This is a genomic window from Candidatus Binatus sp., from assembly GCF_036567905.1.
Classification (GTDB): domain Bacteria; phylum Desulfobacterota; class Binatia; order Binatales; family Binataceae; genus Binatus.
In genome coordinates this window covers 24,690-37,059 of sequence record NZ_DATCTO010000098.1, presented here as the reverse complement: position 1 = coordinate 37,059, position 12,370 = coordinate 24,690, and the positions used below count along the sequence as shown (strand labels likewise).

At 63.1% G+C, this 12,370-nt stretch carries 14 protein-coding genes; 6 read left to right on the top strand and 8 right to left on the bottom strand.

Features of this window, described 5'->3' with window-relative positions; all coding sequences use genetic code 11:
- From VIO10_RS15305 to VIO10_RS15285, 5 genes are all read right to left on the bottom strand, one after another.
- Positions 1-334, bottom strand: a 334-nt coding sequence (locus VIO10_RS15305; protein WP_331966183.1) for a hypothetical protein, incomplete at its 3' end; no start/stop codon positions are given.
- A 305-nt stretch (positions 335-639) separates the two neighbouring features.
- Positions 640-870: an alpha/beta hydrolase gene (locus VIO10_RS15300; RefSeq protein ID WP_331966180.1), complete on the bottom strand. Its 231-nt coding sequence runs from the start codon at positions 868-870 to the stop codon at positions 640-642.
- Positions 871-1,217: 347 nt separating this feature from the next.
- Positions 1,218-1,973, bottom strand: coding sequence for an acetoacetate decarboxylase family protein (locus VIO10_RS15295; RefSeq protein WP_331966178.1), 756 nt, complete (start codon positions 1,971-1,973; stop codon positions 1,218-1,220).
- Complete coding sequence (locus VIO10_RS15290; protein ID WP_331966175.1) at positions 1,973-3,085, bottom strand: LLM class flavin-dependent oxidoreductase; 1,113 nt, start codon at positions 3,083-3,085, stop codon at positions 1,973-1,975. Before VIO10_RS15290 ends, VIO10_RS15295 begins: the two co-directional genes overlap by 1 nt.
- Positions 3,086-3,247: 162 nt before the next feature.
- Positions 3,248-4,477 (bottom strand): MFS transporter, encoded by a 1,230-nt coding sequence (locus VIO10_RS15285; protein ID WP_331966172.1) that lies wholly within the window; start codon positions 4,475-4,477, stop codon positions 3,248-3,250.
- Between the two features lie 169 nt (positions 4,478-4,646).
- Here VIO10_RS15285 and VIO10_RS15280 point away from each other — a divergent pair, with 169 nt between their 5' ends.
- From VIO10_RS15280 to VIO10_RS15260, 5 genes are all read left to right on the top strand, one after another.
- Positions 4,647-5,354: an NADH-quinone oxidoreductase subunit I gene (locus VIO10_RS15280; RefSeq protein WP_331966169.1), complete on the top strand. Its 708-nt coding sequence runs from the start codon at positions 4,647-4,649 to the stop codon at positions 5,352-5,354.
- 4 nt (positions 5,355-5,358) lie between these two features.
- Positions 5,359-5,604 carry a hypothetical protein gene (locus VIO10_RS15275; RefSeq protein WP_331966166.1) on the top strand — a complete coding sequence of 82 codons (246 nt, stop codon included), beginning with the start codon at positions 5,359-5,361 and terminating at the stop codon, positions 5,602-5,604.
- A 54-nt stretch (positions 5,605-5,658) separates the two neighbouring features.
- The gene (thiC, locus tag VIO10_RS15270; protein WP_331966164.1) at positions 5,659-6,969 is read left to right on the top strand and encodes a phosphomethylpyrimidine synthase ThiC; all 1,311 of its coding nucleotides are present in this window, start codon (positions 5,659-5,661) and stop codon (positions 6,967-6,969) included.
- Positions 6,970-6,973: 4 nt separating this feature from the next.
- Positions 6,974-8,209, top strand: a complete 1,236-nt coding sequence (gene moeB, locus VIO10_RS15265; RefSeq protein ID WP_331966161.1) for a molybdopterin-synthase adenylyltransferase MoeB — start codon at positions 6,974-6,976, stop codon at positions 8,207-8,209.
- A gap of 115 nt (positions 8,210-8,324) precedes the next feature.
- A complete protein-coding gene (locus VIO10_RS15260) occupies positions 8,325-9,026 on the top strand; it encodes a histidine phosphatase family protein (protein ID WP_331966158.1) in 702 nt (233 codons plus the stop codon).
- A 17-nt stretch (positions 9,027-9,043) separates the two neighbouring features.
- On the opposite strand, the gene VIO10_RS15255 is transcribed toward VIO10_RS15260, so the two are convergent.
- Positions 9,044-10,234, bottom strand: coding sequence for a VWA domain-containing protein (locus VIO10_RS15255; RefSeq protein ID WP_331966154.1), 1,191 nt, complete (start codon positions 10,232-10,234; stop codon positions 9,044-9,046).
- 275 nt (positions 10,235-10,509) lie between these two features.
- Between VIO10_RS15255 and VIO10_RS15250 the strand changes: the two genes are divergently transcribed.
- Entirely contained in the window at positions 10,510-11,676 is a 1,167-nt protein-coding gene (locus VIO10_RS15250) for a M20 family metallopeptidase (RefSeq protein ID WP_331966151.1), read from the top strand.
- Between the two features lie 17 nt (positions 11,677-11,693).
- Here VIO10_RS15250 and VIO10_RS15245 read toward each other — a convergent pair whose 3' ends face one another.
- Together VIO10_RS15245 and mce are read right to left on the bottom strand one after the other, a co-directional pair.
- Entirely contained in the window at positions 11,694-11,942 is a 249-nt protein-coding gene (locus VIO10_RS15245; RefSeq protein WP_331966148.1) for a zinc ribbon domain-containing protein, read from the bottom strand.
- Positions 11,943-11,961: 19 nt separating this feature from the next.
- Positions 11,962-12,366: a methylmalonyl-CoA epimerase gene (gene mce / locus VIO10_RS15240; protein ID WP_331966145.1), complete on the bottom strand. Its 405-nt coding sequence runs from the start codon at positions 12,364-12,366 to the stop codon at positions 11,962-11,964.
- Positions 12,367-12,370 lie beyond the last annotated feature (4 nt).

Here is a 12,370-nt window from a genome sequence, read left to right as displayed (position 1 = left end):
AGCGATTGCGATTTCCGCCGCCGCCACCGCCCTCTCTGCCGCCACGCCGGCGATCGCCGCCGCCGCCACCGCCGCGCGGGCCACCGGTGCTGGCGCGAGCCTCGTCAATCTTAATCTTTCGGCCCTTCAGGTCGGTGTCATTGAGTGTCTGGATCGCGGTGGCCGCCTCGGTCGCATCGGCCATCTCGACGAAACCGAAGCCGCGCGACTGCCCCGAGAATTTGTCGGACACGACGACCGCGCTCTCGACCTTGCCCGCCTGCCCAAACAGCTCTGCCAGGTCTTCCTGCGTAACCGCGTAGGCCAGATTGCCTACATACAATTTAGTGGGCATAAAAGCCCCTCCTTGTGAATTTGCCGGGAAGCTCCTATACAGACGACCATCCGGGATTTTGACCGGGATCCGTGAGAAAGGCGGCGTCCGGGGCGTTTCGATCCTGAAATTAAGATAAGCGCGGCGCGAAGCGGTGTAAAGCAGGGGTGACCCCTGGCCGTGGCGACGGCGTGAAGGAAGAATCACCTGCGCGGTGGGCGGCAGGGGCTGCGGCCCCTGCACCCGCAGTGAGAAGACGCGAAAATCTGCGCAGCGCATCTTTTCGCGGCTACGCGATGGAAGAGGCAACGGCGCGGAACGCTCACCTACCGGCCATCGAGGAAATCGCGGACGTACTGATTCACCAACTCGGGCTTCTCATTCTGCACCCAATGGCTGGAGTCCGCGATGTACTTGATCTCAAATGGACCGGTGAACAGCCCCTCCATCCCGTAGGTCAGTTCCTTCCCGAGTGCGAAATCCTGCTCGCCCCAGATCAAAAGCGTGGGCGCCGAGATCTTCCGGTCGATCCATGGGTTGGAGCCGGGACTGGCCATGAAGCCGGTGCGGAAGTTCGCGCGATAGTAGTTGATCGCGGCGGTCAGCGAATAGGGATTGCGAAAGGCGGCGCGGAAGTAGTCGAGATCGTTTTCGCTGAAGACGTTTTTCTGAAGCGTCGTGCCTCGCAGCGCATTGACGAGCGCCGCATAATTGCGCCGGCGCGGGCGATTCGCATCGTGAGCCCGCTCTTGAGAGTGATTTTTTCGAAGCGCCAGGGTTCCGGCATGGGTTTGCTAATTAGCACAAGTGCGAAGTGGCGCGCGCGGGAAACAGGAAGGAGAAGATCCGGGGTGCCTCGGCTCCGCAGACTCCGCTCGGGATGACCGAGAGGAGCGGAATCGATTCAGGCGGCGACTTTGGTCGTACCCTGCATCGCGGGCAACTCGGGATTGCAGATGTAGCGAATCTTCGGCAGCGTCACGTCGGCGGTCGTGAAGGTTGCGGAAATCGGATTGGCGAGGCGCAGATTGGCGCCAGCGCCAAACGCGTCGTTGTCGAGCAGGATAACCCGCGGTTTGCCGCGCTCCGCCTTCGAGAAGGTGAACTCGGGATCGACTTGCACGAGAACCAGTTTGCCGTCGTCGTGGTTGCGGGCCAGATGCATGCTCGCGATGTACTGGATATCGCCGCCGGAGATCACGTCGCGATCGAGCAGCTCGCATTCGAGCACCGGCTTGCCGCCGGCGCTGGCATGGGCAACCACCCGGTCGTGGCGGATAGAGAGCTTCACCTCGCCCGCGACCGTTGGATATCCCCATCGTGCAGCCAACTCGCGGCGCGCATTTTCATTGTCGCAGAAACTGCGCAACACGAAGCCGCGCGGACGAACGCCGGTGCGGCCCGAGACGCGCAGCTCGGCAATCGAGAACGGGCCGACGGGGCTGTCGGGATAATTGGTGACGCAGAAAGTTGCGTACTCCGGAATCGACGGATGCATCGTGGCCGGGAGCAAGTTGTCCGCGGGATCGTCATCGATCTCCATATTGAGCGTGACGATTCGCGCGCCCTTGAGGATCCACGGCTCGGTTTTGTAGCCGTTGATCGCGGGCGCCGACTTGGCCCACGCAGCCAGATCGAGCTTTCCATAACGCGGTGGCATCAACGACCTCCTGCGGCGGCGGAGGCGGATTCGCTCGCACCCTGAAAATGAGGCATCACTTCTTTGGCGAACAGGCGCAAGCTGTCGAGCACCTTTTGCTGCGGCACGGTCTCGAGCGCATTGAGCAGGAAGTTGACGCGATCGCATCCGACCGCTTCCCATTTCTTCATCTCGCGCAAAATGCGCGCGGGATTTCCGATCGCGATACCCTCCGGCGCGCCGGACGCATCGCCCGGACCCGACGCCTCCTGACGAAGCGAAGGCAGCAGCCCCAGCGACGGGTACGATTTGCTTGGATACGCCTCGCGCACAGAAAGTAACTGGGCGGCGAGGTAATTGAAGGTGCCGGTAAGGCGCCGGCCTATCTTGACGCCCTCGGCTTCGTCTTCATGGCAGTAGAGGAAGTTCACCGTCGAGACGGCTTCATTGACAAACTCGCCGACCGGAGTGCAGTCGCGGATTATCTTGCGATAGCGCTTGACCTTCTCCTCTTGCTCGGCGAACCCGCCGAAGGTCAGCCCCAGGCTGCCCATCCCGCGGTCGGCCGCGTCGATCTCGGTGCCGGGACTGGTGACTGCGACCCACAGCGGCGGATGCGGCTTCTGGTAGGGCTTGGGAACTATGGTCCGCTGGGGCATCGACCACGATCGTCCCTGGTACGAGAAACGTTCCTGGGTCCACATCTTGGGCAGGCAATGGACGAACTCGTCCCAGGTTTTCTTGGTCTCGTCGGGGCTGGCGCGAAAGCCGGCCAGTTCCGTCCAGGTTGCGGAGCGGCCGGTGCCGACGTCGAGGCGGCCGCCGGAAAGAATATCGAGGACGGCGGTGCGCTCGGCGATTTTGATCGGATGATTGAACTCGGGCACGCACACGATGATGCCGTGACCGACGCGCATTTTTTTGGTCTTCATGGCGCACGCGGTCAGGAACAGCTCGGGGGCCGGGCAATGCGAATATTCTTCGAGGAAGTGATGCTCGACGGCCCACACGGAATCGAAGCCGAGTTGATCGGCCAGAGCGACCTGCTCGAGACAGTTGTCGTAGACGGTTTTTTCGGTTTCGCGCCCCCATGGCCGCGGTACGGAGATTTCATAGAAGAGGCCAAATTTCATTGCTCCACCTCCGGCACAATGTTCGTTTATCGCAAAGCCGGGGATATCGAAAGTCCGGCGGGGCGGCTTCATGCAGCGGCACGGGTGACCCCTGCACCCGCCGTTAAGGCCGCGCTCCGCTGTCGCGCGCGGCCCCTGCCGCGGGCGTGCGACTCATCCGCTTCATGCGGCGCCGGAATGGAGGTCACGGCCCATGCGCTCGCGGCCGAGCAGGATGACGACGGCTGCGAAGAGCATCACGATTGCGGCGATGCCCGCCAGCGTCGCGCCATAGCCGAATCGTTCGGCCAGCAAGGCTTGACTGACGGCGACGCCCGACGCGAGCAACACTCCGGTCTGATACGCGAGGCCCGAGAACAGACCGCGAACTTCCGGCGGCGAGAGCTCGGTCAGATGCGCCGGGACGACACCCCATGCGCCCTGCACCATGAACTGCATGAGAAATGCGCCAAGCGTCAGCACCGCGAGCGTGCCCGGATAGATCCACAGCGGTATGACCGCGCCGGCGCATATCACCGCGGCCGCCATCGCGCGCCGCCGCCCAATGTGGTCGGACAAGTAGCCGAAGATCAGGCCGCCGAGCAGCGCGCCCACATTATAGATGAGCGCGATCGTCGCCACCGTGCGGGTGTCGAAGCCGCGCTGCTTTTCGAGGAAGGTCGGATACATGTCCTGGGTGCCGTGCGAGGCGAGATTCATCATCGTCATCAGCACGCATAGGTAGAGGAACAGCTTCCAGTTGGCGCGAATTGCACGGCGAATCTGCGACATGTCGGGGCGCGTGCGCTGCCATGCCTCCGACTCGGGCACGTGGGAGCGGATGTAGAGCGTCAGCAGGGCGGGCGCGCCGCCGAGAAAGAACATCGCGCGCCATCCATAGTGCGGGAAGACGAAGAAGAAGGCGGCGGCCGCGAGCAGGTAGCCGACCGCGTAACCCTCCTGCAGCAAGCCGGAAAAAAGTCCGCGCAACCGGGGCGACACCGCTTCCATCGCGAGCGACGCGCCCACCCCCCATTCGCCGCCCATCCCGATTCCGTACAGCGCGCGCATCAGCAGGAACCATCCGTAGCTCGGGGCAAAGCCGCTTAACACTTCGATGACGGAATAGAAGATGACATCGACCATCAACGGGATGCGGCGCCCGTAGCGGTCGGCGACCCAGCCGAACACGAGCGCGCCGAGCGGACGCAGTGCGAGCGTCGCGGTGATCGTAAACGCGATGTGCGAGATGGGGCGATGGAACTCCTTGGCGACGGCGGGCATCACGAAAATCAGGATGAAGAAATCGAAAGCGTCGAGCGCCCAGCCAAGAAAGCTCGCGAGCACGGTGTGCGCGGCCTCGGAAGCGGTGACCGGGCGCACGGGCTCGGCGGAGACGGCGGGAGAATCCATGGCGTGCAATGATTAATCGAACTGGCGCGACGGCGAAAGGAGAGCAATCCGGATCCATCTAACTTGACTGTAATTCCCGGCACTCCCTATAGTTTATATTCGGAGTTGGGCGAGTCCTGCGGCAACGCGGAAACCTCGTTCAGGCAATGGGTTCGGGGTTGGTTTAGAGATGCAAAGAAGCGAACAAATGACCTTCTGGGAGCGGATTTACATCCCCGAAATCATAAGAGGCCTTGCGGTCACCAACTACCACCTTTTTCGCAACCTCGGGCTGCATACCGCCCATCTGTTCGGCATGAAGCGCGGGGTCAACGCGACCTCGACCACTCAATATCCGGAGGAGCGCAAGCGTTATTCCGACAATTTTCGCGGCAGCCATCGGCTGACGCTGCGCGAAGATTCCTCGGTGCGATGCACCGCGTGTTTTTTGTGCGCGACCGCGTGTCCGGCGCAATGCATCTACATAGAAGCGGGCGAGTCGCCCGATCCGCAGGTCGAAAAATTCCCGGTGCGCTACGAGATCGACACGCTGCGCTGCATCTACTGCGGGCTGTGCGTCGAGGCATGCCCGTGCGACGCGATTCGGATGGACACCTACGTTCATCCGCGCATCTGGGGTTTCGACCGCAAGGATTTCGTCGAGCCCAAGGAACTGCTGATGCATCGCTCGCGCGTGCTGGCCGAAAAAGGCCGCGACGGCAATATGGACGAGATGTTGGCGTGGTACCGCGAACAGGACGCCGCGGTTTACGATCCGCAGCGGCCGGAGATGAAGACCTACACCAATCGCGAAGCGCCCAAGCATTACGCGGAAGCGCCGGACCATATCGACGATCTCACGGTAATTGACCGGCATCCGGCGCGCGCCGGCAAGTAGCCCGATGACCCGGGTGACTATCGGCCTGACGCTGGCGGGTCTGATCGTTTTGTTCATCGCCTACGCCAACGGCGTGGGCGTAATTCACGGCGGCGACGTGGTTGGCCACATGTACTGGGCAACCGGAGCGCTGACGCTGGTGGCGCTGTCCAACTTTATCGCGGTGGCGCACCTGGCGCGCGCGGAGCGAATGATCCGGGAACTGCGCGCGCTGTGCGAGAAGAACGGCATCGAGTACGGCAGCGATTGAGCTATACTTAACGGTCCAAGGCCGGAGCATCGTGCCGGCCGCGGAGGTGACGCGATGACGCAGATTGAAGCCGCCCGCAAGAACATAATCACCCGGCAGATGACCGAAGTTGCCGAGGACGAAGGTTTCGCCGCCGAAGACATTCGCGCGCTGGTGGCGACCGGCGAGGTCGTGATCCCGCACAATATCCATCACGATTTCAGGGCAATCGGAATCGGCAAAGGCCTGCGCACCAAGGTCAACGCCAACATCGGCGCGTCGAACTTCCATCAGCTGATCGAAGAGGAAGTCGAGAAACTTTACACCGCGATCCGCTACGGCGCCGACTCGGTGATGGATCTTTCGACCGGCACCGACCTCGACAAAATACGCGCGGAGATTCTGTCGCGATGCACCGTGATCCTGGGCACCGTGCCCATCTACCAGCTCGGCTCCGAGCGCACGATCATGGAGATGGAGGCCGAGTACTTTATCGACGTTATCGAGCGGCAGGCGCGCCAAGGCGTCGATTACATGACGCTGCATTGCGGAGTCACGCGCGAGAGCGTGAAGCGGCTGCGCGGGCATCGGCGGATCGAAGGTATCGTGTCGCGCGGCGGAGCGATGCTGGCGGCATGGATCGATCGGACCGGCAACGAAAATCCGCTATACGAGCACTTCGACGAAGTCTGCGCGGTGCTGCGCGAGCATGACGTGACGATATCGATCGGCGACGGGCTGCGGCCAGGCGCCACCGGCGACGCGACCGATCGCGGGCAAATCGCGGAGCTGCTGCTGATGGGTGAATTGACCGAGCGCGCGCGGGCGATGGGCGTGCAGGTGATGATCGAGGGTCCCGGCCATGTGCCGCTCGATCAAATCGAAGCCAACGTGAAGCTGGAGAAGCGAGTCTGCGGGGGCGCGCCGTTTTATGTGCTCGGGCCGCTGACCTGCGACGTCGCGCCGGGCTACGATCACATCACCGGCGCGATTGGCGGAGCGATCGCGTCGGCGGCGGGGACCGATTTCCTGTGCTACGTGACGCCCGCCGAGCATTTGCGGCTGCCCGATATCGACGACGTGCGCGAAGGAGTGATCGCGACGCGAATCGCGGCTCACTCGGGCGACCTGGTCAAGGGAGTGCGCGCGGCGAAAGTGTGGAACGATCAGATGTCGCGATACCGCAAGGCGCTCAACTGGGAAGGGATGTACGCGATGGCGATGGACCCCGACAAGGCGCGCCGCTACAAGGAAGAAAGCGAGGCGGCGGGTTCCAACGTCTGCACGATGTGCGGCTCGTTGTGCTCGATCAACATCGACAATGCGGCGATTAAATTCACCAGGCGGCGCTCGCTGGCCGAGGCTGCGTCGCAAGCCGCCACCTGAATTTATGGCGAAAACTTCGAAGAACATCCTCGACGAAGCACGCTCGACAATTAAGCAGATCGATATCGACGAAGCGCGCCGGATGATCGAAAAGTCCGGCGCCGTGCTGGTTGACGTACGCGAAAGCGACGAGTGGCGGCAGGGCCATATTGCGCAAGCGGTCGCGATTCCCCGCGGTTTCCTGGAACTCAGAATCGAGGAGCGCGTCCCCGACCGCCAGACGCCGGTCATTGTGCAGTGCGCGTCGGGCATCCGCTCGCTGCTGGCGGCGCGAACGCTCGGCGAGCTCGGTTACGAAAACGTGTACAACCTGACGGGCGGTTTCAGCGCGTGGAAGGATCGCGGCCTGCCGTGGGTTGCGGATCGCGCGTTTACCGCCGCGGAGCTGACCCGCTATTCGCGCCATTTGGTAATTCCCGAGGTCGGCGAAAAGGGACAGGCAAAACTGCTCGACGCCAGGGTGCTGCTGCTCGGCGCCGGCGCGCTCGGCTCGCCGTCGGCGCTGTACCTGGCGGCGGCGGGAGTCGGCACGATCGGCCTGGTGGATTTCGACGTGGTCGATCTGTCCAATCTTCAGCGGCAGATCATCCACACGACCGATCGCGTCGGGATGCCAAAGACCGAGTCGGCGCAAAGGCAAATCAACGCGCTGAATCCGGGCGTCAAGCTGATTCGCCACGACCTGCGGCTTACCTCCGAAAACGCGATGGACATCATCAAGGATTACGACGTGGTCGTGAACTGCGGTGACAATTTCCCGACTCGATACTTGATCAACGACGCGTGCGTATTGTCAAAGAAGCCGCTAGTGGACGGCGCGATTTTCCGCTTCGAAGGCAACGCGACGGTTTTCTACCCGGCCAAAGGCGGACCGTGCTACCGATGCCTGTATCCGGAGCCGGCGCCGCCGGGAATGGCGCCGTCGTGCGCGGAGGCCGGCGTGCTCGGCGCGCTTCCGGGATTGATCGGATCGATCGAAGCGCTCGAGGCGATCAAGTTGATAATTGGCGCCGGGTCTCCGCTCATCGGCAAGATGATTTACTTCGACACGCTGTCAGACAAGGACTACGTGCGAGTTCTGAAGATCCGCAAAGATCCGAAGTGCCCCGTTTGCGGCGAGCATCCCAGCCAGACCACGCTTATCGATTACGAAGCGTTCTGCGGCCTGGGCGCGCCTGCCAACGGAGCCGCGCATGCGGAACAAACAGCGCACAGGAGCGCGGCGGCGCCAGCGCGGTAACGATCAAGCGGCTGTCGGCACAGTCGAAAATCTGGTTTGATTGCGGCGGGCGCTCATCAGCGAGGTCCCGCCGCCTTTTTTTTGGGGGCTGAATTTCATCACCTAGGCGATTTCGATGGCGCTGGGACCGTTTTACGTCGCGGACAAACTAAAGGGTGCAACCGGGATGAGAGGAATCGCGCTGTTGATGCGCCATGGCGAGACCGCATGGAACCGCGAAGGCCGCGTGATGGGCCGAAATCCAATCGAACTCGATGAGCACGGACGCGCGCAGGTGCAAGCCGCGATTCCCTTCGCTCGCCTGATAAAGCCCGAGTTGATCGTCACGAGTCCGCTGGCGCGTGCGCGGCAGTCGGCGGAGATAATCGCGGCCGGCCTCGGCGGCATCGCGGTTACCGAGGACCCGCAACTGTCCGAAGTGCTCTACGGGCGATGGGAGGGAATGGTGTTCGACGATTTGGCCGAGGATGCCGAGTACCTGAACTATCGCGACCATCCGCTGGACGCGCCGACTCCCGGTGGCGAGACGATGGCGCAGGTGCAATCGCGAGGCGTCGAGGCAGTGCGCCGTGCGGTCGGAGCGAACAGCGGCCAGCGGATCCTGTTCGTCTCGCACGGCGACATCATCCGCACCATTTTGTGTCACTTCATGCGGCTCGAACTCGCCCACTTCCGGCGGATCCGCGTGGACAACGCGGCCTTCTCGGGTTTCCAGCTGATCGGCGACTTCGCCGAAGTGAAATTCCTGAACCTGTTGGCGGATCCGAATCGCGCATTTGTCGCGCCATTCGTATCGAATCAGCGCCAGTCGCGCTGAGCGGCGACTTGGATGGATCAGGGTCCGCCGGCGACCGACGGATCGAGGCTGGCCGGCGCCGAGCGCCCGCCGACTTCGATTCCCTTGCGCACGCGAACCTCCGCTCCTGATTTGCCGGGAACGTCCACCCTCAGGCTGCGGTATCCGCCCGCGCCGGGATCGGGCGCGAGAAATCCTATTGTGTATTGCTCACGCAACTCGAGACTGATGTTCTCGCACGCGCGACGCAGGGCCTCTCCGTCCCCGGCCTGGCGGATGATGTAGGTCTTGGCGCCGGTTTCGGTCGAAAGAGTGTGCAGGGTCTCGGCGTCAACGTGTTCGCTATCGTCGCCGCCTACCACGAATGGTCCGATCGAGATGCCAATTCCGGAACTGGACCCGTTGGGATCGCCGATTCCGATCGAGTACACGAGCACGCCCATTCGCCGCGCCTGGGCGACGACGTCATTGACCGTCGAGGCGCTGGTGTTGTCCATTCCGTCGGTGACGACGAGCAGCGCTTTTTTGTCGTAGCGCCCTCGTTGCACCATCTGCAGCCCCTGCATGATTGCGTCGAACAGAGCGGTCTGCCCGTAGGCGTGCAGCAATGCGAGCCGGCGCATCACGAGATCGTGATTGATCGTGAACGGCTGGAGCAGGAACGGATGGCTGGAAAACGCGAACAGAAACACGTCGTCCTTGTCATTGAGATCGCGCAGGAACTGTGCGATCGCGGCGCGCGCCTGCGGAATCTTGGGCGTCATGCTGCCCGAAGTGTCCACCAGGATGCCGACCGAGACGGGAGTGTTCAGGTCCTGACGAAAGAATTGGATCGGGCGCTGCTGCCCGTCCATGTAGAGTTTGAAATCACCCTTTTGCAGCCCGGTGACGTAGCTGCCGCTCGGATCGGTCACTGTCACCGTGACCTGTTCGTAACCCGGCTGCTGGCGCAACTCGCGCGTCGGCAGCACCAGCTCCTGGCCGGTTTGCGGAACCTGCGGCGGGATGTTGAGCGCGTCGCCACCCTGTTTCGCCGGCATCGAGGGCAGCTCAAGCGTCGAGGTTTCCTTGCCCTGACTGCCGGGCATCACGATCGGCGGAGGAATCGAAGAGCCCTGCTGCGCCGCGGCGGGCGCGAATCCGCCAATCACAATCGCCAGTCCAATCACCGCGGCCGTAAGCGCGGAAATCAAGCTGCGTCGTATGCCCGGAATTGTTGTCGTTGCCATTGCGATGCAAACGCTCGGCCAAAGCGGCGCGCGTCCGTATGTAATGATCCTATTTGCTCCTGCGTTGGGCAAGCCGGTCAGTTTTTCCGGACTGTTGATTCCCGATGCTCTCACATCTTGGACGAATTCGCGCAGGCGAAGTTTCAGGGGGCCGCGCAATCCAGCCGGCGCCAGGCGCCCCCCCCTGGCCGATTCGGTACGCGGCGGCGGAGTTTGGATAATCTGCGCGCTCGGTGCTACTCACAATGCTACTCAGCATCGAGAGGAGCATACCGATGGACGCTCACCGCGAAATCTGTCGCGCGATCGATAACTACCGCGACAAGGCGGTCGCGCTCAGCCACGAAATCCATGAGCATCCCGAGCTCAAGTTCCAGGAGCATTTCGCCACCGGCCTGCTGACCAAAGCCGCCGCCGAATTGGGTCTCGAGGTCGAGCGCGAAGCCGGTGGACTCAAGACCGCGTTTCGCGCCGAGTTCGGCGCCCGCGGTCCCGCGGTCGCAATCCTCGCCGAATACGACGCCTTGCCCAATGGTCATTCATGCGGCCACAACCTGATCGCCGGCGCCGCGCTCAGCGCCGTCGCGGGTTTGAAGAGCGTCGCGAGCCAACTGCCGGGGCGAGTCGTTTTTCTCGGCGCCCCGGCCGAGGAAGGCGGCGGCGGAAAAATAATCCTGATCGAGAACGGCGCGTTGCGGGGCGTCGATGCGGCCATGATGGCGCATCCCACCGACGCCGAATTCTGCACGATGCCCGCGCTCGCCACGCATCATCTCAAGCTGACTTTTCACGGTCGCGGCGCACACGCGGCGATGGCGCCATGGAACGGCTCGAGCGCGTTGGCCGCGCTGATCCAGACCTTTCAGAGCGTCGATGCGATGCGGCTGCACCTGCGCGACGGCTCGCGCATCCACGGCATCATCACCGACGGCGGCCACGCGGTTAATATCATCCCGGAGCGCACCGAGTGCCTGTTTTTAGCGCGCGCCAGGACCAGCCGCTACGCCAATGAAATCGGCGCGCGGGTGATCAGGTGCGCCGAGGGCGCCGCGATGGCGACCGGAACGCGGGTCGAGCACGTTGTCGAAGGCGGTTACAAGAATCTGATCAACAATCTCAGCATGGCGCATCGTTACGCCGCGCACAGCGAGGCGCTCGGCGCAAAATCTGTCGAGGCCCCGGCCGACACGCCCACCGGCAGCACCGACATGGGCGACGTCAGTCATGTGATGCCGGCGATTCATCCGTCGTTCGCGATCTCGCGCCACGGCGAGGGCAATTGCCACGAAGACGCGTTCGTCGCGCGCGCCGACTCAGAGCGCGGCTACAACGCGATGATTCGGGTGGCGAAGGCGATGGCAATGACCGCGTACGATTTGCTCGCACAGCCCGAATTACTGGCGGCGGCAAAAAAGGAATTCGAAGCGCGCAGGGAGAGCTGAACCGGGCGAGCGCGTAGCTAGCGGCAGCCGCATCCACCCCCGCCGCATCCGCCGCATCCGCCACCGTTCGCAACGCCGGAATTGGCCATCGCATCCGCGGCCGCGGCGGCGACGCCGCCATCGCTGCCGCGCGCGGCGAAGGTGGACATCTCGCGCTTGAGCTTCGAGCCGTGACAGAGCGGGCACTGCGCGCCGCCGTCGCCGGGGCGCACGAGCGCCTCGAACGAGCGGTCGCACTTGGTGCATCGGTATTCGTAAATCGGCATGCCTTTTTTTTTTTACTCCCTACTCGCCGGATGGCTGGGCGTATTCAACCAGCACGCCGCGGGTGGCCTTGGGATGCAGGAAACAGATCATTCCCGCCAGGCCGCGGCGCGGCTTCTGATCGATTAGCGCGATTCCTTTGCCGCGCGCCGCTTCGAGCTCGCGCGCGACGTCGTCGGTCTCGAAGCATACATGATGCAAGCCGCCGCCGTGGCGCGCGAGGAACTTGCCCACGGCATTGCCGGCGTCGAGCGGCTCGAGCAGCTCGATCTCGCTCTCACCGGCTTTGAGCAACGCGGCCCGGACGCCCTGCTCTTCAATCGTGGCGCTGCTGGTGAAATGCAGGCCCAGCGTGTCGCGCCAGAATCTCAAGCCCGCGTCGAGACTCGGCACGACGACGCCGACGTGATGAATCTTTTTGAGCATCGCC

Coding starts and splice junctions, on each gene's coding strand:
- VIO10_RS15255 (WP_331966154.1), bottom strand. CDS start 10,234: ATGGCAACGACAACAATTCCGGGCATACGACGCAGCTTGATTTCCGCG.
- VIO10_RS15295 (WP_331966178.1), bottom strand. CDS start 1,973: ATGCCACCGCGTTATGGAAAGCTCGATCTGGCTGCGTGGGCCAAGTCG.
- VIO10_RS15285 (WP_331966172.1), bottom strand. CDS start 4,477: ATGGATTCTCCCGCCGTCTCCGCCGAGCCCGTGCGCCCGGTCACCGCT.
- VIO10_RS15290 (WP_331966175.1), bottom strand. CDS start 3,085: ATGAAATTTGGCCTCTTCTATGAAATCTCCGTACCGCGGCCATGGGGG.
- VIO10_RS15280 (WP_331966169.1), top strand. CDS start 4,647: ATGCAAAGAAGCGAACAAATGACCTTCTGGGAGCGGATTTACATCCCC.
- VIO10_RS15275 (WP_331966166.1), top strand. CDS start 5,359: ATGACCCGGGTGACTATCGGCCTGACGCTGGCGGGTCTGATCGTTTTG.
- VIO10_RS15260 (WP_331966158.1), top strand. CDS start 8,325: ATGGCGCTGGGACCGTTTTACGTCGCGGACAAACTAAAGGGTGCAACC.
- thiC (WP_331966164.1), top strand. CDS start 5,659: ATGACGCAGATTGAAGCCGCCCGCAAGAACATAATCACCCGGCAGATG.
- VIO10_RS15300 (WP_331966180.1), bottom strand. CDS start 870: ATGGCCAGTCCCGGCTCCAACCCATGGATCGACCGGAAGATCTCGGCG.
- mce (WP_331966145.1), bottom strand. CDS start 12,366: ATGCTCAAAAAGATTCATCACGTCGGCGTCGTCGTGCCGAGTCTCGAC.
- moeB (WP_331966161.1), top strand. CDS start 6,974: ATGGCGAAAACTTCGAAGAACATCCTCGACGAAGCACGCTCGACAATT.
- VIO10_RS15245 (WP_331966148.1), bottom strand. CDS start 11,942: ATGCCGATTTACGAATACCGATGCACCAAGTGCGACCGCTCGTTCGAG.
- VIO10_RS15250 (WP_331966151.1), top strand. CDS start 10,510: ATGGACGCTCACCGCGAAATCTGTCGCGCGATCGATAACTACCGCGAC.